22 protein-coding genes are annotated in these 19,167 nt (G+C 62.0%); 9 read left to right on the top strand and 13 right to left on the bottom strand.

What is annotated here, in order from left to right:
- The first annotated feature begins 24 nt into the window (after positions 1-24).
- The 4 genes from BLW62_RS04775 to purQ all read left to right on the top strand — a co-directional run bounded on the left by BLW62_RS04775 (position 25) and on the right by purQ (position 2,790).
- Complete coding sequence (locus BLW62_RS04775) at positions 25-1,272, top strand: FAD/NAD(P)-binding protein (protein ID WP_090505662.1); 1,248 nt, start codon at positions 25-27, stop codon at positions 1,270-1,272.
- A gap of 96 nt (positions 1,273-1,368) precedes the next feature.
- Positions 1,369-1,737 (top strand): rhodanese-like domain-containing protein, encoded by a 369-nt coding sequence (locus BLW62_RS04770; RefSeq protein ID WP_090505660.1) that lies wholly within the window; start codon positions 1,369-1,371, stop codon positions 1,735-1,737.
- 108 nt (positions 1,738-1,845) lie between these two features.
- A complete protein-coding gene (purS, locus tag BLW62_RS04765) occupies positions 1,846-2,097 on the top strand; it encodes a phosphoribosylformylglycinamidine synthase subunit PurS (protein WP_076579546.1) in 252 nt (83 codons plus the stop codon).
- Positions 2,098-2,790, top strand: a complete 693-nt coding sequence (purQ, locus tag BLW62_RS04760) for a phosphoribosylformylglycinamidine synthase I (RefSeq protein ID WP_090505658.1) — start codon at positions 2,098-2,100, stop codon at positions 2,788-2,790.
- A gap of 295 nt (positions 2,791-3,085) precedes the next feature.
- Here the strand turns inward: purQ and BLW62_RS04755 are convergent, their stop codons facing one another.
- The 7 genes from BLW62_RS04755 to BLW62_RS04725 all read right to left on the bottom strand — a co-directional run bounded on the left by BLW62_RS04755 (position 3,086) and on the right by BLW62_RS04725 (position 11,241).
- Positions 3,086-4,417, bottom strand: coding sequence for an ABC transporter ATP-binding protein (locus tag BLW62_RS04755; RefSeq protein WP_090505656.1), 1,332 nt, complete (start codon positions 4,415-4,417; stop codon positions 3,086-3,088).
- On the bottom strand, positions 4,414-5,445 hold the full coding sequence (locus BLW62_RS04750; RefSeq protein ID WP_090505654.1) for an ABC transporter ATP-binding protein: 1,032 nt from the start codon (positions 5,443-5,445) through the stop codon (positions 4,414-4,416). The genes BLW62_RS04755 and BLW62_RS04750 overlap by 4 nt, the downstream gene beginning before the upstream one ends.
- A 2-nt stretch (positions 5,446-5,447) precedes the next feature.
- Positions 5,448-6,611, bottom strand: coding sequence for an ABC transporter permease (locus BLW62_RS04745; protein ID WP_090505652.1), 1,164 nt, complete (start codon positions 6,609-6,611; stop codon positions 5,448-5,450).
- Positions 6,611-7,585, bottom strand: a complete 975-nt coding sequence (locus tag BLW62_RS04740; RefSeq protein WP_090505649.1) for an ABC transporter permease — start codon at positions 7,583-7,585, stop codon at positions 6,611-6,613. The genes BLW62_RS04745 and BLW62_RS04740 overlap by 1 nt, the downstream gene beginning before the upstream one ends.
- Positions 7,586-7,674: 89 nt before the next feature.
- Entirely contained in the window at positions 7,675-9,231 is a 1,557-nt protein-coding gene (locus tag BLW62_RS04735) for an ABC transporter substrate-binding protein (protein WP_139305374.1), read from the bottom strand.
- Positions 9,232-9,650: 419 nt separating this feature from the next.
- Entirely contained in the window at positions 9,651-10,025 is a 375-nt protein-coding gene (locus tag BLW62_RS04730) for a hypothetical protein (RefSeq protein WP_090505645.1), read from the bottom strand.
- Between the two features lie 97 nt (positions 10,026-10,122).
- Entirely contained in the window at positions 10,123-11,241 is a 1,119-nt protein-coding gene (locus BLW62_RS04725; RefSeq protein ID WP_090505643.1) for an archaeosine biosynthesis radical SAM protein RaSEA, read from the bottom strand.
- A 208-nt stretch (positions 11,242-11,449) separates the two neighbouring features.
- Between BLW62_RS04725 and BLW62_RS04720 the strand changes: the two genes are divergently transcribed.
- Positions 11,450-11,956 carry an Lrp/AsnC family transcriptional regulator gene (locus BLW62_RS04720; protein WP_090505642.1) on the top strand — a complete coding sequence of 169 codons (507 nt, stop codon included), beginning with the start codon at positions 11,450-11,452 and terminating at the stop codon, positions 11,954-11,956.
- A 54-nt stretch (positions 11,957-12,010) separates the two neighbouring features.
- On the opposite strand, the gene BLW62_RS04715 is transcribed toward BLW62_RS04720, so the two are convergent.
- On the bottom strand, positions 12,011-13,240 hold the full coding sequence (locus BLW62_RS04715) for a Zn-dependent hydrolase (RefSeq protein ID WP_090505640.1): 1,230 nt from the start codon (positions 13,238-13,240) through the stop codon (positions 12,011-12,013).
- Between the two features lie 267 nt (positions 13,241-13,507).
- Positions 13,508-13,696 (bottom strand): HVO_0649 family zinc finger protein, encoded by a 189-nt coding sequence (locus BLW62_RS04710; protein WP_076579525.1) that lies wholly within the window; start codon positions 13,694-13,696, stop codon positions 13,508-13,510.
- 157 nt (positions 13,697-13,853) lie between these two features.
- Between BLW62_RS04710 and BLW62_RS04705 the strand changes: the two genes are divergently transcribed.
- Both BLW62_RS04705 and BLW62_RS04700 read left to right on the top strand, forming a co-directional pair.
- Positions 13,854-14,069, top strand: a complete 216-nt coding sequence (locus BLW62_RS04705) for a DUF1328 family protein (protein ID WP_090505638.1) — start codon at positions 13,854-13,856, stop codon at positions 14,067-14,069.
- Between the two features lie 249 nt (positions 14,070-14,318).
- A complete protein-coding gene (locus BLW62_RS04700) occupies positions 14,319-16,241 on the top strand; it encodes an aldehyde ferredoxin oxidoreductase family protein (RefSeq protein ID WP_090505636.1) in 1,923 nt (640 codons plus the stop codon).
- A gap of 102 nt (positions 16,242-16,343) precedes the next feature.
- Here the strand turns inward: BLW62_RS04700 and BLW62_RS04695 are convergent, their stop codons facing one another.
- Positions 16,344-16,733, bottom strand: coding sequence for an ArsR/SmtB family transcription factor (locus BLW62_RS04695; RefSeq protein ID WP_090505634.1), 390 nt, complete (start codon positions 16,731-16,733; stop codon positions 16,344-16,346).
- Positions 16,734-16,949: 216 nt separating this feature from the next.
- On the opposite strand from BLW62_RS04695, the gene BLW62_RS04690 reads away from it, so the two are divergent.
- Entirely contained in the window at positions 16,950-17,612 is a 663-nt protein-coding gene (locus BLW62_RS04690; protein ID WP_090505632.1) for a helix-turn-helix domain-containing protein, read from the top strand.
- Positions 17,613-17,747: 135 nt separating this feature from the next.
- Positions 17,748-17,921, top strand: coding sequence for a DUF7560 family zinc ribbon protein (locus BLW62_RS18940; RefSeq protein WP_090505630.1), 174 nt, complete (start codon positions 17,748-17,750; stop codon positions 17,919-17,921).
- On the opposite strand, the gene BLW62_RS04680 is transcribed toward BLW62_RS18940, so the two are convergent.
- From BLW62_RS04680 to BLW62_RS04670, 3 genes are all read right to left on the bottom strand, one after another.
- A complete protein-coding gene (locus tag BLW62_RS04680) occupies positions 17,918-18,367 on the bottom strand; it encodes a pyridoxamine 5'-phosphate oxidase family protein (protein ID WP_090505628.1) in 450 nt (149 codons plus the stop codon). The two genes, BLW62_RS18940 and BLW62_RS04680, sit on opposite strands and share 4 nt — an antisense overlap.
- 80 nt (positions 18,368-18,447) lie before the next feature.
- Positions 18,448-18,846, bottom strand: coding sequence for a DUF8048 family protein (locus tag BLW62_RS04675; protein WP_090505626.1), 399 nt, complete (start codon positions 18,844-18,846; stop codon positions 18,448-18,450).
- The gene (locus BLW62_RS04670) at positions 18,847-19,119 is read right to left on the bottom strand and encodes a MoaD-like domain-containing protein (protein WP_090505625.1); all 273 of its coding nucleotides are present in this window, start codon (positions 19,117-19,119) and stop codon (positions 18,847-18,849) included. It lies immediately after the preceding gene.
- Positions 19,120-19,167: the final 48 nt, after the last annotated feature.

Genomic DNA, 19,167 nt, shown 5'->3' with positions numbered 1-19,167 from the left:
AATAACGCGGCGTACCGGGCGTCCATGTACGAGTGCGTCATTGTCGGCGGTGGCATCCACGGTACCTACTGCTGTCAACAGGTCCTCGAGGAGACCGACCTCGAGCGCGAGGATCTCCTGATCGTCGACCCGAACGAACGGCTGCTCGCGTCGTTTCGCCGGAAGGCAGCAGCTTGCGACATGGACGAACTCCGATCGACGTTCGTCCACCACGTCGGCACCGAGCCGTTCGGCCTCGAGAGCTTCGCCGAAGGCCACGACCGCGAGGACGAACTCCGGCCGACGCCGGGTTATCCGCGTCGACCGACGCTGTCGTTGTTCCTGGATTACGCAGACTACGTGATCGAACGCGCGAATCTCTCGTCGCTCCACCGGCGAGCGACCGTCGACTCAATTCGCCGGTCGAACCGAGGCGATGGGCACCTCGTTCTCGAGACGACGGCCGAAGACCGAGCGGCGGGTTCAGGGCTCAATGGCCGAATCCGAACCCGCTCTTGCGTACTGGCGATCGGTCACGGCGGCCGCTATCGCGAACCCGAGTGGGCCGAGGGCGTCGACTCGATCACGCACGTTTGGAGCGATTTCGATCCGGAGCGATCCGTCGACGAGACCGTCGTCGTCGGCGGCGGAATCACCGCGGCCCAACTCGCGACCTGTCTCGCCCCCAGGGAATCGGTCACGCTCTGTCCACGACACGAACTCGAGACCGCAGCGATCGAAGCCGACCCGCGCTGGATCAACTGGAACCACATCGGCCGACACCTCCACCGACACCCGCCGGGATCGCGCGAGCGACTCGAGACCGTCAGCGAGGCGCGAAACGATGGGACGATTCCGCCCACGCTGTTCGAGCGCCTCGAGACGGCCCGCGAGGACGAGTCGCTCTCGGTCCGACGCGGCGACGTTCGCTCGGCTCGCGCGGTCGACTGCGACGGCCGCGTCCGGCTCTTTCTCGCAGACGGCGGCTGTCTCTCCGCCGATCGTGCCGTGTTGGCGACCGGATTCGACCCCGTCTTCGAGCACCCGTTCGTCGACCGCGTGGCCGACGAACTCGCCCTCGAGCGAGGGCATCGAGGGATGCCAGTTCTCGACGACGAGACGCTGGCGTGGACTCGAACCGACGGCCAGCCCTCGTCACTATTCGTCACTGGTGCCCTGGCGGCGGGTACCGTCGGCCCGCTGGCGGGCAACATCGCTGGCGCGCGTCGAGCGGCGGATCGGCTGGCACCTGCGATCGCCGCGGTCAGAAACCAGGCTATCCCGGCCGACTAACTCGGGTCTCGCGCGTCTCCACATCGACTCCCGTTTCCAGCCGGCGAGTTATGCGCTATCCGCACTGTTTTGGCTGTGTGCTCACAAGTGTGACTCATGAGCAAGATCAGTCCCTCGGAACTCGAGGAGCGACTCTCGAGCGACGACCCGCCGTCCGTTCTCGATATCCGTCCGAGCGATGCCTACGAGCGCGGGTCCATCGACGGAAGCCACAACGTCCCCGTGTACGACGATTTGCGACGCGGCGACGAGGCCGCCCTTCGCGACTCGCTTTCGGAGATCCCGGACGACCGGCCCGTCGTCACGGTCTGTAAAGCCGGCGTCGTCGCGACGAAGGCGACCGACCTCCTCGAGTCGGAAGGCTACGACGCGCTCACGCTCGCTGGTGGCATCCGCGGCTGGACGGGGTACAGAAATCAGTCACTGGGCTACCGCCTCTCGTCGTTCCTTCGGCAGTTAGTTTGAGGGCGGACTCGAGGCAGCCAACAGTCGCCCACGGCGACAGTATCCACGTTCGTGTATCACCGAGCAAACCCGAAAGCGTTTTTGAGCACGGTTACGGGGTTTCACGTGATGAGCGCCTACACCGCGACGGTGACCGTCCGACTCAAACACGGCGTCCTCGACCCCGAGGCCGAGACCACCAAGCAAGCCCTCGAGCGGCTCGATTTCGACCTCGAGGATCTCCGTTCGGCGGATCGCTTCGAGATCGACCTCGAGGCCGAATCGCCCGAGAACGCGAGCGAGCGCGCGAGCGAGATGGCGAAACGCCTGCTCGCGAACCCGACCATCCACGACTACGACGTGGAGGTCGACGAGCGGTAGATGACCGTTTCGATCATCCGCTTTGGCGGCTCGAACTGCGACCGAGACGCCGAGCGCGCGCTCTCTCACCTCGACATCGAGGCCGACATCGTCTGGCACGAAGATGGGCTTCCGGAGAACACGTCGGGCATCGTCCTGCCGGGTGGGTTCTCCTACGGCGATTACTTGCGCGCGGGTGCGATGGCGGCGCGTTCGCCCATTATGGACGAGGTGCGCGAAGCGGCGGCCGACGGCACGCCCGTCCTCGGCGTCTGTAACGGCGCACAAGTCGGCTGTGAGTCCGGACTCACCGACGGCGCGTTTACGACGAACGAGCGCGCTCGCTTCCAGTGTGAACACGTCTTCCTCCGCGTCGAGCGCGCGGATACGCCGTGGACGGCAGCCTACGAGGAGGGCGACGTCATCGAGATTCCGATCGCTCACGGAGAGGGTCGCTACGAGATCAGCGAGGAACGACTCGAGGCGCTCGAGGACGACGGCCGCGTGCTCTTTCGGTACTGCGACGAGAACGGCGAGCCGAGTGCGGACGCGAATCCGAACGGCTCGAAGCACAACGTCGCGGGCATTCTCGGTGATCGAGAGACGGTCGCCGTGTTGATGCCCCACCCGGAACGTGCGACGTTGCCCGACGTCGGACGGACCGATGGACAGGGTGTCCTTCGCGGATTCGAGGCGGTCGAACCTGGTGCGTAGTAGCACGCTATCGGGAGTTCTCGGCGAATTTGGTGGCGACTCGTGGCGGTTCCCGGGACCACTCCGTTTCTGCGTTGGCTCAAACAGTACTGGCGTGACGGTTCGTCGACGAGGATGAGTCCAAAGGTGAGGGTACACGGAATCTGAAACACGTCTCGTCTCCGTCGGATCCGACGTGAGCGACGCCGTGGGACGGGTGATCTCCGTGAGTCGTCGGAACGGTCACGACCATTGCCGTCGACTGAAAACGTTCGAAACAAGCATCGTCGACCGTCACTCGCGGTGGTCGGCTCGTTCAGTCGGTCGTTCCCGTCGTCTCCGCCGCCAGTTCCTCGCGGGCCGTCGACTCGCCGACGAGGTGGCAGGCGACTCGGTGACCGTTCTGCTCCGTGCGGAGTTTTGGCTTCGACCGTTGACAGACTGTTGTAAACTCCTCGTCGAGCAACTCGCGTGCCGCCTCGCCGTCGCCGGCCGCGAGCCGTTCGGCCGTGCGTTCGAAGACTGACTCGGCCTCGGCGTCCTCGATTCGGGCATCGAGTTCGTACTCCGACCGGAGCGCATTCTCGACCGCATCGACGGGTAGTTCCTCGGGAACCTCGTTCTCGTCGAGTGGTTCTTCGGGATAGAGGAATTCGTAGAGCCCGTCGATCTCCATCCCGTCTTCGACCCGTTGTTTGAAGTCGAGCAGGGATCGCCAGGTCGACTGGTCGACGTCGTACTCGTCCGGAGGGACGACCTCGGGACAGCGGGTGTGGAACCGACAGCCGCGTGGTGGATTCGCGGGATCGGGGACGGACCCCTTGAGTCGAACCCGTTCTCCCCGCTCCGAGAGGTCAGTCGAGGGAATCGCCGAGATGAGCGCACGCGTGTAGGGATGCTCCGGGTTCGAGAAGAGATCTTCTGTGGGCCCGACCTCCACGAGTTCCCCGAGGTACATGACTCCGACGCGATCGCAGATGTGTCGAACGACGCCGAGATTGTGGCTGATGAGCAGGATGCTCAGACCGAATTCCGCCTGCAGGTCCTCCATAAGCTTGAGGATCTCCGCCTGAATCGAGACGTCGAGCGCGCTGACCGGTTCGTCCGCGACGAGCAGCCGCGGATTCAACACGAGCGCTCGAGCGAGCCCGATTCGCTGTTTCTGCCCGCCGGAGAACTCGTGTGGGTACCGGTCGATGTCGTCTGCCTGCAACCCGACGCGGACGAGGAGTTTCTCGATGATTGACCGGCGAAGCTCGCGGTCTGTCATCCCGTGGACGATCAGCGGTTCGGCGATCGACTCGCCGATGCTCATACGCGGATCGAAACTCGAGTCGGGGTCCTGGAAGATCATCTGCGCTTCCCGACGGAAGCGCTTGAGCTCCGTTCGGCCGTACTCGGTAATGTCGCGGCCGTCGAACCGAACGGCGCCGTCCGTCGGATCGTCGAGACGAAGGATAGATCGGGCTGCCGTCGACTTGCCACAGCCGGATTCGCCGACGATACCGAACGTCTCGCCCGCCTCGACCTCGAAGGAGATCCCGTCGACGGCCCGTACCCGGCCGATCTCTTCTTTCATCACACCTCGAGTCATCGGGAAGTGTTTCTTGAGGCCGTCGACCTCGAGCAGGGCTCGACCGGGGCTCATAGTTCACCTTCCAAGCTGACGGTCGCATCGTGGACCTCCGCCGGATCGGGGAGTTCGTCGATATCGTCGCGCCAGTGGATACAGGACACCTGGTGTTCGTCGCCAATCTCGTACAGCGGCGGTTGCTCGCCGACACGACACTCCTCGGTGGCGTACTCACACCGGTCGTGGAACCGACAGCCATCCGGCGGATCGGTCGTGCTTGGGAGGCTCCCGGGAATCGGCTCCAGATTCGACTGGCCGGGGAGACACTCGAGTAGTGCCTTCGTGTAGGGGTGAGCCGGATTCTCGAAGATGTCCTCGACCGACCCGGATTCCATCACTTTCCCCGCATACATGACGACGACCGTGTCGGCGATCTCGGCGACGACGCCGAGGTCGTGGGTCACGAACACGATGCCCATGTCGTACTCGTCTTGGAGGTCGCGAAAGAGGTCGAGGATCTGGGCTTCGATCGTCACGTCGAGTGCCGTCGTCGGCTCGTCGGCGATCAGCAGATCCGGCTCGCAGACCAGCGCCATCGCGATCACGACGCGCTGTTTCATCCCGCCGGAGAACTCGTGGGGGTAGTCGTCGACGCGAGTCGCGGCCTCGGGGATGCCGACGGCCTCGAGGAGGTCGACCGCCCGCTGGCGAGCCTCCGCCTTCGAGACGTCGTGGTGGGCGTCGATCGCCTCCCGAATCTGGTAGCCGACGGTGTAGACGGGGTTGAGCGCCCCCTGTGGGTTCTGGAAGACGTGACCGATCCGGCCGCCGCGCAGTTCGCGCAACTCGTCGTCGGGGAGCGCGGTCATGTCTACGCCGTCGAAGTACACCTCGCCGCCGGCGATCTCGCCGGGCGGCATCGGGATCAGTTGCGTCACCGTTTCGCACGTCACGGACTTTCCAGACCCGCTCTCACCGACGACGCAGACGGTCTCGCCGCGGTCGACATCGAAGCTAACGCCGTCGACCGCTCTGACGAGACCGTCGTCGGTGTGGAAGTAGGTTTGTACGTCTTGGATGGACAGTAGTGGTTCGTCGGTCATCGTTATTGGTGTCGAGGGTCGAGCGCGTCTCGCAACGCGTCGCCGAGGAAGTTGAACGCCAGTACCGTCAGGAACAAGAACACGCCGGGGATCGTCGAGACCCACCAGGCATTCTGGAGGTCGCCCCGACCGACGGAGATCGCCCGCCCCCACGACCAGACGTTCGGATCGCCGAAGCCGAGGAACGCCAACACCGCCTCGTAAAGGATTAGCGACGGGATGACGAGCGTCGCCGCGGTGATGATCGTGTTCGAGACGTTCGGCACGAGGTGGCGCGTGATGATCCAGCGCTCGCTCGCACCGACGTTCTTCGCCGCGTCGATGTACGCCTCCTCGTTGCGCTGGAGCGCTTCCGAGCGGACGATTCTCGAGGTTGCCGTCCACGTCGTCAGTCCGAGGATCACGATGATCGTGAACAGGTCGCCGCCGTAGAGGTAGACGACGAACAGGATGAGGAAGAACGTCGGGAACGTGAGCATGATGTCGACGAACCGCATCAGCACCTCGTCGACCAGTCCGCCGAAGTAGGCGGCCGTCGTTCCGACGGCGCTCGCGAGCGCGATGATCATCAGACAGCCGATGAGGCCGACCATCATGCTCACGCGAGCGCCGATGACGACGACCTGCAGGATGTCTTCTCCCGACTGCATGGTTCCGAACGGGTGAGCCCACGTGCCACCCTCCCAGCCCGGGACGTACTGATAGAACACCGGCGGCTCGTAGGCGTTCGTGACGTCGATATCAGGGCGTCCGAACACGAACGGGCCGAACACCGCGACCAGGAAGACGAACGCGAGGAAGAACAGGCTCAAGACGGCGGCTTTGTTCTTCTTGAACTCCGTCCAGTAGTGTCTCGTCATCCGCGGGTTCTGGTACAGGGGGACGATTCCATAGAAGAACAACACCGCGATGGTGAGTGCGAACAACCACTCGACGTTCCCCGGATTCGGGGCAAATTCGATCGGCCCCAGATCGTACTCGACGAGGGGCTGTCGGTGGTGGCCAAACAGATAGTCCAGAACCCAGCCGACGACGATGGCGCCCATCGTAAGCAGGGCCGCGATTCGGGCCCGGGTCAACGTGACGCCGCCGCCGTACTCGTCCCAGTCGATGTCCTCGAAGCTGACGTCGTCGTGAACGGCATCCGTCTGCGTGTCTGAACTCACTAGCGATCACCGAATTCGATTCGTGGATCGAGCATGGTATAACAGATATCCTGTACGAGGTTGCCGATGATGGCGATAAACACCGGAATCAACACTGTCGCCAGCACGAGCGGTGTGTCCTGCTGAATAATCGCGTTGTAGCTGATCAAACCGAGTCCGGGTATCTGGAAGATGTACTCGATGACGTACGCCCCGGCGAACAGCAAGCCGAGGATGTCGCCGACGAGGATCGTGATCAGCGGCACCATCGCCGGTCGGAAGATGTGTCTGACGGTCACCTCGTTCTCCGAGAGTCCCTTCGCCCGCGCCGTCTTGACGAACTCCGCGTGGACGTACTCGAGCGACTCTGCCCGAGCGTAGCGCATCTCGCTGGCGATCGCCGACGTCGAGAGGACGATCACCGGAAGTATCAACTGATGGGCGTTCTCCCAGGAGAGAATCCCGGGAACGTTCGTCGTGTAGTATATGGGGAACCAGTCGAGGTAGACGCCGCCGACCAGGATCAGCATGATCGCGAACCAGAAGTTCGGTAGGCTGACGCCCGTGAACGCGAACAGCGTCGCCGCGTAGTCTTCTTTCGTGTACTGGTGGGTGGCCGAGTACAGGCCGATCGCGAATCCGAGGACGACCGAGATGATCGTCGCCGGGAGGACGAACTGGAACGAGTAGATCCAAGAGCCCATGATGACGTCGGTCACCGGCTGGTTGTACGTCGTCGACAGCCCCCAGTCGAACGTCACCAGCCCGATCATGAAGTTGGTGTATCGCTCCCAGACGGTGTCGCCGTGGCCGAGTTGGTCTTCGTACAGTTCCCTCGCTTCGTCCGCGTCCATCCCTGACTGGACCTGCTGGTCGACGAACTCGGCACCAGCGGCCGAGATCGGCGAGAAGTCGATAAGCAGGAACGTGATCGTCAGCGTGACCCAGGTCGCGAAAACGGTCCACGCGAGGCGCTTTGCGATGTACGCTTTCATTTGTCGTGTGAATGCATATCAATGTCTATGTCGGAAATCCCCGTTGTCGGGGAGAGTGGTCGTTCAAACCGAACGAGACGATCCCCGCGTTACTGCTCTTGTTCGATCTCCCATCGGTTGATGTCGTACTCCCAGGCGATGCTCGAGTCTTCGCTCGGTTCGACGTGGTCTCGGTAGCCTTCGATATCCTCGGGGAAGTAGAGGAAGTTCCACGGCTGGTCCTCGCTGAGGATGCCAAACACCTCCGCGAGTTGGCTCTGTCGCTCGTCGGCGTCCGCCATCCTTGCGGCGTCGGAGAGCATATCGGCGACGCCGTGTGGGTCGTCGTAGCCGTAGCCGTTGGCTGACTCGCCGGGCCGCCAGAAGCCCTCCGTCGCCTCGGGTGCGCGGGGATACGCGTTTCGGCCGATACCTGACATGAAGTCCCATTCCTGGGCTTCGCCGGGTTCCTTGTACAGGTAGTCGTCCAGCATCGTGTTCCACGGAACCTCGTCGAGTTCAACCTCGAGACCGATTTCGTCCATCTCTTCTTGAATGATTCGAGCGGTGAGTTCGGTGTCGTCCGCGGAGTCGCTGAAGACGAAGTTGAGGACGACTTCTTCACCGTCGCCGTCGACGACACGGCCGTCGGAGTAGCCGTACGGGCTAGGGAGATTGTCCTCGAGTTGTTGGCGGGCAGCGTCCGGGTCGTAGTCCCACTCGACGACCTCGGAGTTGTCGTAGAAATCGGAGTACTCCGGCGAAAGCGTGTGAGCAACCGTTGCGTACCCGTACTGGACTTCCTCGACGAGTTCCTCCCGGTCGACGGCCATCGTGAGCGCCTGACGCACTTCCGGGACCTGGAGGCCCTCCCAGCCGTCGTCACGCATGTTGTAGAACATGCTCTGGCAGTAGACTGTCGGGTTCTCGAAGATGTTGACGTCGTCTATGTCGTCATCGAACTCCTCGGCGCGACGTGGCGGAACGCCGGAGTGGGTGATCTCGCCCGACTGGAGGGCCGACAGTCGGGTCGACTCCTCGCTCATAACCTGGTACGTCCACTCTTCGATGAAAGGAGCGTCCTCGAAGCCGTCGTAGTTTCGCAGGTAGTAGTCGTCGTTGCGAGTGGCATTCATTCGCGCTTCGATCTCGAGCACCTCGACGGTGAACGCACCGAGGTTTCCGGTGTAGGACAGTTCCTGAATCTCGTCGTCTTCGTTCATCGCGTCGCCGTCCTGGTCCTCGACGAACTCCTCGGCGAGGTCCTTGGGGATGACCTCCTGGAAGCCCCAGAGAATCGGTTCCTCGAGGAAACCGGGGAATGGCAGCGGCATCTCGACCGTGAACTCGAATTCGCCGGTCTCCTCGACGTTGAACCAGGCCTGCTCGCCGTCTTCGTCGGCCGCTTCGAACCCGTCCGGGACCTCGTCGACGGACATTCGCCAGTCGTCGGCCATCGAGGCGTTGGCCCAGTTGTCTTCACCTTGGAGGATCTCGGTGATCGAGTATACCCAGTCCTCGGCGGTCATCGCTCCGTAGGGATCGGACCACTCGCCGTGCTCGGTGAGCGTGAACGTCCACTCGGTGTAGTCGTCGTTGACCTCGTAGTCCCGAATCAATCGAGGCACGAACTCGTCGTTCTCGTCGAACACGTACGCCGGGTCCATGACGCGAGTGACCCGGTCTCCGGACGTCGTGTCCGTGATGCGGAACACGTTGTAGTTCGGAGCTTCGCTTCCCTGGGCACCGATCCAGTGCTTCGTGTCTGAGTCCTCTGGAGAGTCCCCGACACAACCCGCTAGAAACGCAACACCACCAGCCGCTATCGACTTCAGCACTGTTCGCCGCTTGTTACCTGTTAACTTGCTTTCGGATCGCACGAGCAACAATTGGTGTGGTATTACATAACACTTTCCACGAATGTAGCTTTACAAGTATAGTTACACTCAGTGCTAAATCATCCATTGGTGAACGATACTGTTCGTTCACTATCTGTATCGTGCATTCGCAGTACACCTCTCTCAAAATACACACCTTGTCTCTCGGGGGCGAGTCGGTCGGCGAAGCCACAGTTCGCCAGCGCGGTTCACCGAAGGGGTGCGTACTGAACGAACAACGACACGCAGAGTAACGTCGTCGCGACGAGTCCCAGTCGGATGCCCGCGTGAAACTGGGCGTTCGGATCCCGCGCTCGCGACCGTCCGTCGTCGGGTTCACGGTCGTCGCCAGTGGACTCATCGGCCGCTTCCGCTCGTTGAATCGTCCGCCGCCGCGAGACGGACGGCCGGGTCAAGACGACGGTAATCCCAAAACACCCCATCGCGAGGACGAACAACGCGTCGGCGACGAACGTGAGGCCCCTGCCCGTAACCGTGGTCACGACCGCGACGACGGCGAGACAGCCGACGGTGGCCGCCACCGACGTCTTCAGGTGAGAACGGTATCGTTCTGTCGTGGTCACTGTCGAGACCAGACAGTAGTTCGCCGTAACTGTTTCGCTACTTGCATGTCGAATAGCCGGCTGTGGTACCGCCTACTCCGTCGAACACCCCCCTTCGTCACCGCGTCAATGGCTGGTTGAAACTCCGTTCGCGTTCCATGACGACCTCCCACGTCGCCTCACACTCACAGGAGACCTGCTCGAAGACGGTCGGGTCCTGTCGGAGGCCGAAGTCCTTGATTGCCTTCTGGACGAGGTCGTCACACTCCTGGCAGTTGTGCGGGCCGCGGTCGGAACCGTGCCCAACGGGGTCCGAGACGACGATGGCGTCGATATCGGCTGTTTCCTCGAGTACGTGGGCGACCGACCAGAGCCACGGCGGGCGGTAGCCGTCGTTGAAGTAGAGTTCGTCGACCATCGTGTAGCGCTGGACGTTACACGGGTTCATCGAGACGGTGTGACAGCCCTTGACGTCGGCGCAGCGTTCGATGGAGGAGATCATGTCTTCGACGGCTTCGGATTCCGTGAGGAACGGCGGCTTCATCAGGAGGTAGGCCTTGATGCCAGCCGTTGCGCCACTGGCTTCGGATTCGGCGTCACCCGAAGCCTCGTCGGCCGCGACGGCCTCCGCGCAGGCGTCTTCGAAATCCGCGAAGTCGAAGTACTTGTTCACGCAGTCGTGGCGCACGCGGTCCGTGGCCGTCTCGAGGCCGATCGCGATGTCAGTGTCGATACCGTGGCGGGTGAAGTCGCCGATCTTCTCGCGGTCGACGAAGTCGGGGAGGGACTCGAGGACGATGCGCTCCCGATCCGCGAAGGTCTCACCGATCGCTTTTCGAGTCTCTGCGCCGACCTCGCGTTCGTCGAGGAACGATCCGGAGGTGTAGATCTTGATCAGATCCGCCGGCTCGTCGCCGTGTTCTGTCTCGTGTGCGAGACAGACGTCGATCTGGTCCATCAGTGCCTCGTGGGAGACGCTGCCGCCGTCGACGCTCTCGGCGACGTAGCCACACATCGTACAGCCGCCGGCGCGGGCCCAGCGACAACCGCCAGTGTTGAGGATGATCGTTAGACTCTGTTTGACACCGTCGGGGGTGTTGTCCTCGTCGAGCCAGACGCGGGTCGGCTCGTGGGGGTCGTAACTCGCCTCCTTGCGCGAGCGGATCTCCCGCATTGCCTGGTTGTGGGCGTCCATGCCCTTGCCCTGCTCGTAGACTTCGGGCGTGGGTTGACTCATTGGAGAGACAAAACGGCTCAGCGCCTAAAGCGCCTTCGTTGGCGCGTCGGTTACTCGCACGCGGCGTCTCGAGGAGGGAGAACACTACCGCCGCTCGAGGCTCGAGTCATCGTGGCTGCGCAGAACGCTCTCAAATACGTGCATTCCTCTCGTGTCTAAATAGCAAAATTCCGAAACTATTTGGAATAGTTAGACAGATTGTCAATCGATGGACGAAACTGACGTTCGCATTCTGAAGGCGATGGCAGACCACGGGACGGTGAGTCCAAACGACATCAAAGAGCAGACGAACATTCCCAAATCGACTATCTATTACCGAATCGACAAGATGAAAGAGGACGGGACGATCAGAAACGAAATCTTCGACCTCGACAACGATCTGGCTGGCCTTGGTATTACGATCATCTCCGAAGTAATCGCGACATACGACGCGGAGTACCACACGACAGTCGGCGAGAAACTCGCCAACATCGACGGCGTCTCACAAGTGTACTTCATGATGGGCGATACCGACTTCATCGTCATCTCACAACTTCCCGATCAGGAGCACGTCGAGGACCTCATCAGTTCGTTCGAAGGGATCGACGAAGTCGAACGGACCAGTTCCCAGTACACGATCTCGACCATGAAAACGGGTGGAAACGTGTTCTCCAATTACGATCTCGAGACACTCTTTGCGGCTCACGATATCGACGCGACCGCCGACGAACTCTGATCTCGGGCTTGCCTCACGGGGGTGGGGACATTCTCGTCGTCTCCAGTAATCAACCTACTCGTGTGCGAGGGTGAGCGCAGCGTTCGCAAGCGTGTTCGCCGCCGCATAACAATCCTCCCAACTCGTGTACTCCGCCGGCGAGTGGCTCTTCCCGTCCTCGCTGACCGCGAACACCATCCCCGTGTCCGTCACCGACGCGAGGTGGGTCGCGTCGTGGCCCGCACCCGAACCTAACTGGAGACTGTCGTACTCGAGGTCGTCGGCAGCCGACTGGACGGCCTCGATACACCGATCCGCGAAATCGACGCTCTCGGCGCGCATCGTCTCCTCGGACTCGAGTTCCACGCCCTCCCGCGAGGCGGCGTCGTTCGCCTCCGCCAGCACCATTTCGTAGGCGCGTTGAACGACGGCGTCGTCGGAATCCCGGAACCCCCACGTCATCGTCACTTTGCCGGGAATGATGTTCACCGAGTTCGGACTCACGTCGATCGAACCGACGGTGCCGACGGTCTCCGCGCCGAGAGAGTTCCCGATGCGTCGAACCGCCTGAATCGTGTCCGCAGCCGCGACGAGCGCGTCGCTTCGGTGATCCATCGGCGTCGGCCCCGAGTGATCAGGGTTGCCGACGAAGGTCAGTTTTCCCCAGGTGAAGCCGACGATGCCGGTCACGACGCCGACGTCCGAACCCGCCGCCTCGAGTTTCGGCCCCTGTTCGACGTGTAACTCGAGGTAGGATTCGTACGTCTCCTGGGGCTCTGCCGGAACGTCGCCTCGATACCCGATGCGCTCGAGTTCCTCGCGGAGGGTCACGCCGTCGGTGTCGGTCTTCTCGTACTCGGTCTCGAGGTCGTGTGCGCCGGCCCAGACGCCGCTACCTTGCATCGCCGGCTGAAAGCGCGATCCCTCCTCGTTCGTCCAGTTGACGACCTCGATCGGGTGGGTAGTCTCGATACCCTCGTCGTTCAACGTCAGGACGAACTCGAGTGCCGCGACGACGCCGAGCGCGCCGTCGTAGATCCCGCCGTTGGGTTGTGAATCGAGGTGGGACCCGAGCAATACGGGGGAAGCATCCGGGTCCGTCCCCGCGCGTCGGCCGAACGTGTTTCCGAACTCGTCGACGCGAACCTCGAGTCCGGCGTCTTCGAGGTGCTCGCGAAACCAGTCTCGAGCGGCTCGGTCGTCCGCTGAGAGCGCCAATCTGTGCAACCCGCCGTCAGCCGTCTCGCCGATCGCCGACTGCTCGTTCAGCAGGTCGACGAACCTGTCTCGGTCGAGTTCGATCATACCCTCGAGTGAGAGCGTTCACCGTAAAATACTGACCCAAGTTGTCTTTGGTTGGTAATTTACTGTGAGATAACCTATCGATGAGAAATAGTGTATTGCTGTCCGATACTGCGTCTATTTTGTGTTCCGCGTGTTCTGCGTTCTGGGGTTGCTCGAGGTGCTATGGGTGGCCCTGTGGCTACCGAACGTCTTCACGGAGGAAGTAGTATCGACGGGTCGATGGCTGGTCTGCCCGTCCCGTCCGTTGGTCACCACTCGGTGCTCGCATTACAGTCGCATCTCGCGCGTATCGATCGCGTCGCAAGTCGGACAGACGAACTGGTAACGCACGCGACTCCCGGTGGTCGTCACTCGCCAACTCCCGTCGTCGTCGACGTACCCACACGCCGAACACTGCGGGTCCGATTCGTCGAACTTTGCTCGAAGTTGCTCGAATGGGGAGCGGTACGTAGACATGTGCTATCATATATCGTGGTAGGGTATAACAGTTAGGGTCATCCAGTAACAGTGACTGACACGTTCGCCTGAATGCACGCCATACTGGCCTGTAATCCGAGCGTAGCATCGTGGACGGTCGCCGACGTTTATCATCTCCCTCGTAGTAGCGACGACTATGCTCGAGATCGTACCGACGATCCCACTGCACGTAACCGACGTCGCGCTACAAGTCGGCGGCGGCGACTTCCTGTACTGGGCGCTGATCTTCTTCGTGCTCGCGGTCGTCGCCGCCGCGGTCGGCGCTCGTGGCGTCGCCGGCATTTCGATGGAGATCGCCCGGATTTTCGTCTTGGTCTTCATCATCCTCGCGGTCGTCGCGTTACTGTTGTAGCGTGCGTCGAGTGACGACTCGAGCGACCGTCGCTCGAGAGCTTCCGTCGTTCGCGTGACGCCGAGACCAACATCAGTTACGTATTGGCAGCATTTGCGGTAGCTTGCCATCGCTTCGGACGATTTATCGTTTTAGAAACTCCGCTTGCGACTCGAACCCGGCAACGGCTGTCAGGTAACCAACGTTGGTTACTGGTGAGTGGGAATACCTAACAGGATAGGCGACGAAGTGTAACGGTGAGACGTTACCATGACTGAACTCGGCGGATTCCAAGACAGGGTCGCCCGCGTCGACCTCTCGGATGGCTCGGTCGCTTACGAATCGATCGACGAGGACGACGCGAAACAGTATATCGGCGCGCGCGGACTGGGGGTCAAGTACGTGTTCGAACAGGGCGTCGACGTCGACCCGCTCGGACCGGACAACCTGCTCGCGTTCATGAACGGCCCGTTGTCGGGCACGCAGGTGACGATGAGCGGTCGAATCGCCGTCTGTACGAAATCACCACTGACCGGGACCGTCACCGACAGCCACCACGGCGGTTGGTCCGGCGCGCGACTCAAATGGGCCGGTTTCGACGGCTTACTCTTCGAAGGCGAGGCCGATGAACCCGTGTACGCCGTCGTCGAGGACGGCGAGGTCGAACTCCGGGACGCCTCGGACGTGTGGGGACGTGGCTTCCACGAGACTCGCGACGCGCTCGAGGCAGAAGTAGACGGTTCCTACGGCAAGAACCTGAGTATCATGGGGATCGGCCCCGGCGGCGAGAACGAGGTGAAGTACGCCTGCATCATGAACGAGGACGACCGAGCCTCGGGTCGGGGCGGAACGGGCTGTGTCATGGGCTCGAAGAATCTCAAAGCCGTCGTCGTCAAGTCCACCACGAAGATGCCCCAGCCTGCGGACCCCGAGACGTTCAAGGAAGGCCACCAGCAGGCCATGCAGGCGATCACGGAGTCCGAAGTCACGGCACCTAACGAGGGCGGACTCTCGATGTACGGCACGAACGTCCTGATGAACGTCGGCGAGGAAATGGACGGCCTCCCGACGAAAAACGCTCAATACACCTCGACAGAGGCCATGCGCGACGCCGAAGGTGTCGATATCGACGCCGAACGCGTCTCCGGCGAGAACGTCCGCGAGAACATCCTCGTCGACGAACCCACCTGTCACTCTTGTCCCGTCGCCTGCAAGAAGGAAGTCGAAGTCACGACGATGCACAAAGGCGAGGAGATGAACGTCCGCACGGAGTCTTACGAGTACGAATCCGCCTACGCGCTCGGGCCGAACTCCGGACACACGGACCGCGACGCCGTCGCCCTCATGATCGACCGCTGTAACGACATGGGACTGGATACCATCGAGGCGGGCAACATGATGGCCATGGCGATGGAGATGACCGAGCAGGACAAACTCGAGGGCGTCGGCGAACTCGACTGGGGCGACTACGAGACGATGATCGACATGATCGAACAAATAGCCCACCGTGAGGGTGACCTCGCGGACCTCCTCGCAGAAGGGCCACGCCGGGTCGCCGAGGCGAAAGACGCCCACGACAACTCACTGGCGGTCAAGGGCCAGACCATCGCGGCGTACGACCCACGAGCCCTCAAAGGGATGGGTATCGGCTACGCCACCTCAAATCGCGGAGCCTGCCACCTGCGCGGCTACACTCCCGCAGCCGAAATCCTCGGCATCCCCGAGAAGGTCGACCCCTACGAGTACGAGGGGAAAGGCGAACTCACGGCGGCCTTCCAGGACCTCCACGCCATCTCCGACAGCTTCGACATTTGCAAGTTCAACGCCTTCGCAGAGGGAATCGAGGAGTACGTCCTCCAGTACAACGGCATGACTGGCCTGGACGTGAGCGAAGACGACCTCCTCGAGGCCGGCGAACGGATCTATAACTTAGAACGGTACTACAACAACCTCGTCGGCTTCGATGGCGACGACGACTCGCTGCCCGAGCGCTTCCTCGAGGACGGCATCCGCGGCCAGGGTGCCAGCGAGGGCGAGTACTGCGAACTCGAGGAGATGAAAGAAGAGTACTACGACCACCGCGGCTGGGTCGACGGCGTCGTCCCGGAGGAAAAACTCGACGAACTCGGCATCGACCTCGGACCCGGAACAGGCGTCTCGTCTGGCGACTCCGCGGCGCCAGCCGACGACTGAATACGTCTCACGCCCCTGAACGCCTCTGTTTTTGGATTCCTCGACGAATCGAAACTGCTCCACGTCAACTCTGCGACGGTGTCCTCACGCAGCGATCGTTCCTCAGTCGTCGGCGACGGTGAACGACGGTTCGGAGTCTGCGTGCACCGTCGGTCCCGTCACTTCGATGTCGATGGTGCCGCCGCCGACCGACACCTGCACGTCGTCGAAACAGGTTCGGTACTCCGTCGCGTGCTTGCCCGAGGTGTTGATCCGAACGTACGACTCGAGGAGCCCTGCATCGGTCAGTTGCTCGACTTTCCGGTACGCTGTCGAAGCCGGAATTTCACAGTGCTCTGAGAGCTCCGTCGCGGTGAGTGACTCCCTGCCCGTCGCCTCGAGAATCGCTCGACACGCGTCGTCGCTGAGCACCTCGAGTACCGTTTCGGCGTCGATTTCGTCCTCGAGTGCACTCTCATCTCGCTCCGTCGTGGTGATTGTCGGGGCTGTCATTACATCATCGTACGAAGTGGGCCACCACGAGTCGTCTCCCATTAAATACAGGGTGATTTATATGGGGTCGCCTATCTGGCCCAGGATTGGGGAGTACTGGCGCTGAGAGAGCGTCGGCGCCGATAGCGACCACGCGATCCGCCTCGCGACTCGAGCGTCGTCGGTCTCCAGCGCCGGGCACAGCGTTTAGGAGGCTCGCCTTCCCACCACTACTCGATGGCGTCAGGGATCCGTGCCGAAGTGAAGATCGACGATCCGGACGGCTGTGTCGTCACGGCAGCCGCCGGTTCCACCGAGGGGTCCGTCAACACCGTCTCGAAGAGCGTGAATCCCGACGCGCCTGAGCGCGTTACCGAGGAGTTCATGCTCGAGAGCGAAACTGACGTCGACTCAATCGACACCGACGTCGACCTCTCGTCGATTTTCTCCTACGGCTCGAGCGACGTCTACCGATTCACGCGCTCGCTCGAGCGGGAGTGTCCCTGCGGGTGGATCGAACGACACGACTCGCCCGTCGTCGACGTCCGCGCACGGGGGAGTGCGCTGTATCTCACGTTTCACGCCGCGGATATGAGCGCACTGCAGGCGATCATCGGCGACCTCAAAACCAATTGTTCGAACCTCGACGTGCAACGACTGCTTCAAACCCAACAGGGCCGGACCGAACAGCACCTCGTCTACGTCGATCGGAACACGCTGACGACGCGCCAACTCGAGGTTCTGGAAACGGCCCACCGGATGGGCTACTTCGAGCACCCCAAACGGGCCAACGCCGGCGAGGTCGCGGCGGCGCTCGATATCACCAGTACCACGTTCACTGAACACCTCGCAGCAGCCCAGACGAAACTCCTCGATGCAATTCTTGCCTATGACGAGTAACTCCCACGCACACACGAGGAATCAAGAACGCTTCGGGAGCTACTGGAATTCGGTGGTGGACCCTAACCCTATATACACTGACCGCACAGCTATGAACAGAGACACGTCACGGTACCTCGGACCCTCGCCTCTCTCATGAGCAGATTCGAATTCACCTGCCCCGACTGCACGCAAGTAATTGAGATCAACGATTCGATGCGAGAAGCGACGCTGACACACGGTTGTCCAGTTTGCGCTGCGGACGTCACGCCGGCAGCCTTCGACGCCAGACAGTCACAGTCGCAATCACAATCTCCTGCTCGCGATTAGTCTCGCTCGACGTCCGTTCGTCGGCCGTTCAGTGAGTCCGGCTCGAGTCGGTACAGCTCGATGTCGAGGTCGGCTTTCGCCTGCGCCCAGATTTCGAACAGCGGACGCTTCGCCTCGCCGTACTGGGCGATTTGTTCGGGCGTCAACGCTGACGGCGGAATGTTCTCGAGTGACCCCGTGGCGATGATGCTTCGATAGGTCGAGTCGTGTTCGTCGTAGACGACGAGTCGCGCACTCGGGGCGGACTCGAGGTACTCCCGTTTCTCGCTGTTCGGCGTCGACACTAACCGCAGATAGAAGGCTCGCTCCTCCTCGTCGTAGCCGTAGGAGATAGGGATCGCGTACGGATCGTCGGTCCGCGCGAGTGAGAGGACACCCGTCTCGTGACGGCCGAGGAAGTCGTCAACCGCCGCGTCGGACATCTCGGTTTCCTGGTCGATAGCCATCGTCTCAGTGTGGGACGATGGAAGAACACGCTCTTTATAGTTGTCATCGCCGTCCGCCGGCGTTCTACCCCCGTGAGACGCTACGCCGTCGAATCCGTGGGCTCCGACGACCCCGACGGGTCGCCCGTCGCGATACAAACCGGCGCACGAATCTCGAGTGCGGTCTCGAACTCCGCCTCGCGGTCGCTCCGGCGGCCAATTCGTCCGAATTGCTCCTCGTGTGCGCGTCGTACCGCTGCAAGCTCTCGATCACCGAACTCGAGTTCCGCACCGATGTCCGCCCAGTGATCTGAGTCGACCAAAAACACCTCGCGTTCGTCGCTTGCGTAACAGCGTTCGTACGACCGACGGTATCGCTCGAGTGCCGGTCCCAGCGTGGCCTGGACCTGATCGACGAGCGTCGGCAGTCGCTCCGGGGGGACGCTCGCCTTGGCAGCCGCGAGCAGGAGTACCTGCCCCTCGATCGGTTCTCCAGGCATTCAGCCACCCGCTCGCATCGCTTTCTGTGCGAACTGGTCGACGAGCGACTCGAGGTCGTCAGCGTCTCCCTCGCTCGTCGCTTCGAAGACAACTGTCACTTCGGTCAGCGTCAGCGAGGGCCCGATACCGACCGTCTCCGAGGAAATCGTAGCCGTCCACGCCGGTCCCTCGACGGTATCGTCGGCGACCTGTTCGCCACCGAGATTCCCCAGGTACCGAATCGCGAGTCGTTCGGAGATGCCCCGAAACGATCGCTCGACGCGCGTTGTCATACACTTTCGTTTGGCGGCTGTCCCGATAAATCCGCCCGCTACCTCGCG

The sequence above is a fragment of the Natronorubrum sediminis genome (assembly GCF_900108095.1).
Taxonomy (GTDB): domain Archaea; phylum Halobacteriota; class Halobacteria; order Halobacteriales; family Natrialbaceae; genus Natronorubrum; species Natronorubrum sediminis.
Note: the sequence above shows the minus strand (reverse complement) of the source record. Positions and strands in the feature narration are given on the sequence as shown.

What these genes read in the sequence shown, in the direction of transcription:
- BLW62_RS04775 (WP_090505662.1), top strand. Translation starts at nt 25, where the DNA reads ATGTACGAGTGCGTCATTGTCGGCGGTGGCATCCACGGTACCTACTGC.
- BLW62_RS04755 (WP_090505656.1), bottom strand. Translation starts at nt 4,417, where the DNA reads ATGAGCCCCGGTCGAGCCCTGCTCGAGGTCGACGGCCTCAAGAAACAC.
- BLW62_RS04695 (WP_090505634.1), bottom strand. Translation starts at nt 16,733, where the DNA reads ATGACAGCCCCGACAATCACCACGACGGAGCGAGATGAGAGTGCACTC.
- purQ (WP_090505658.1), top strand. Translation starts at nt 2,098, where the DNA reads ATGACCGTTTCGATCATCCGCTTTGGCGGCTCGAACTGCGACCGAGAC.
- BLW62_RS04735 (WP_139305374.1), bottom strand. Translation starts at nt 9,231, where the DNA reads ATGGACCCGGCGTACGTGTTCGACGAGAACGACGAGTTCGTGCCTCGA.
- BLW62_RS18940 (WP_090505630.1), top strand. Translation starts at nt 17,748, where the DNA reads ATGAGCAGATTCGAATTCACCTGCCCCGACTGCACGCAAGTAATTGAG.
- BLW62_RS04720 (WP_090505642.1), top strand. Translation starts at nt 11,450, where the DNA reads ATGGACGAAACTGACGTTCGCATTCTGAAGGCGATGGCAGACCACGGG.
- BLW62_RS04680 (WP_090505628.1), bottom strand. Translation starts at nt 18,367, where the DNA reads ATGGCTATCGACCAGGAAACCGAGATGTCCGACGCGGCGGTTGACGAC.
- BLW62_RS04700 (WP_090505636.1), top strand. Translation starts at nt 14,319, where the DNA reads ATGACTGAACTCGGCGGATTCCAAGACAGGGTCGCCCGCGTCGACCTC.
- BLW62_RS04725 (WP_090505643.1), bottom strand. Translation starts at nt 11,241, where the DNA reads ATGAGTCAACCCACGCCCGAAGTCTACGAGCAGGGCAAGGGCATGGAC.
- BLW62_RS04705 (WP_090505638.1), top strand. Translation starts at nt 13,854, where the DNA reads ATGCTCGAGATCGTACCGACGATCCCACTGCACGTAACCGACGTCGCG.
- BLW62_RS04710 (WP_076579525.1), bottom strand. Translation starts at nt 13,696, where the DNA reads ATGTCTACGTACCGCTCCCCATTCGAGCAACTTCGAGCAAAGTTCGAC.
- BLW62_RS04715 (WP_090505640.1), bottom strand. Translation starts at nt 13,240, where the DNA reads ATGATCGAACTCGACCGAGACAGGTTCGTCGACCTGCTGAACGAGCAG.
- BLW62_RS04750 (WP_090505654.1), bottom strand. Translation starts at nt 5,445, where the DNA reads ATGACCGACGAACCACTACTGTCCATCCAAGACGTACAAACCTACTTC.
- purS (WP_076579546.1), top strand. Translation starts at nt 1,846, where the DNA reads ATGAGCGCCTACACCGCGACGGTGACCGTCCGACTCAAACACGGCGTC.
- BLW62_RS04740 (WP_090505649.1), bottom strand. Translation starts at nt 7,585, where the DNA reads ATGAAAGCGTACATCGCAAAGCGCCTCGCGTGGACCGTTTTCGCGACC.
- BLW62_RS04690 (WP_090505632.1), top strand. Translation starts at nt 16,950, where the DNA reads ATGGCGTCAGGGATCCGTGCCGAAGTGAAGATCGACGATCCGGACGGC.
- BLW62_RS04670 (WP_090505625.1), bottom strand. Translation starts at nt 19,119, where the DNA reads ATGACAACGCGCGTCGAGCGATCGTTTCGGGGCATCTCCGAACGACTC.
- BLW62_RS04770 (WP_090505660.1), top strand. Translation starts at nt 1,369, where the DNA reads ATGAGCAAGATCAGTCCCTCGGAACTCGAGGAGCGACTCTCGAGCGAC.
- BLW62_RS04675 (WP_090505626.1), bottom strand. Translation starts at nt 18,846, where the DNA reads ATGCCTGGAGAACCGATCGAGGGGCAGGTACTCCTGCTCGCGGCTGCC.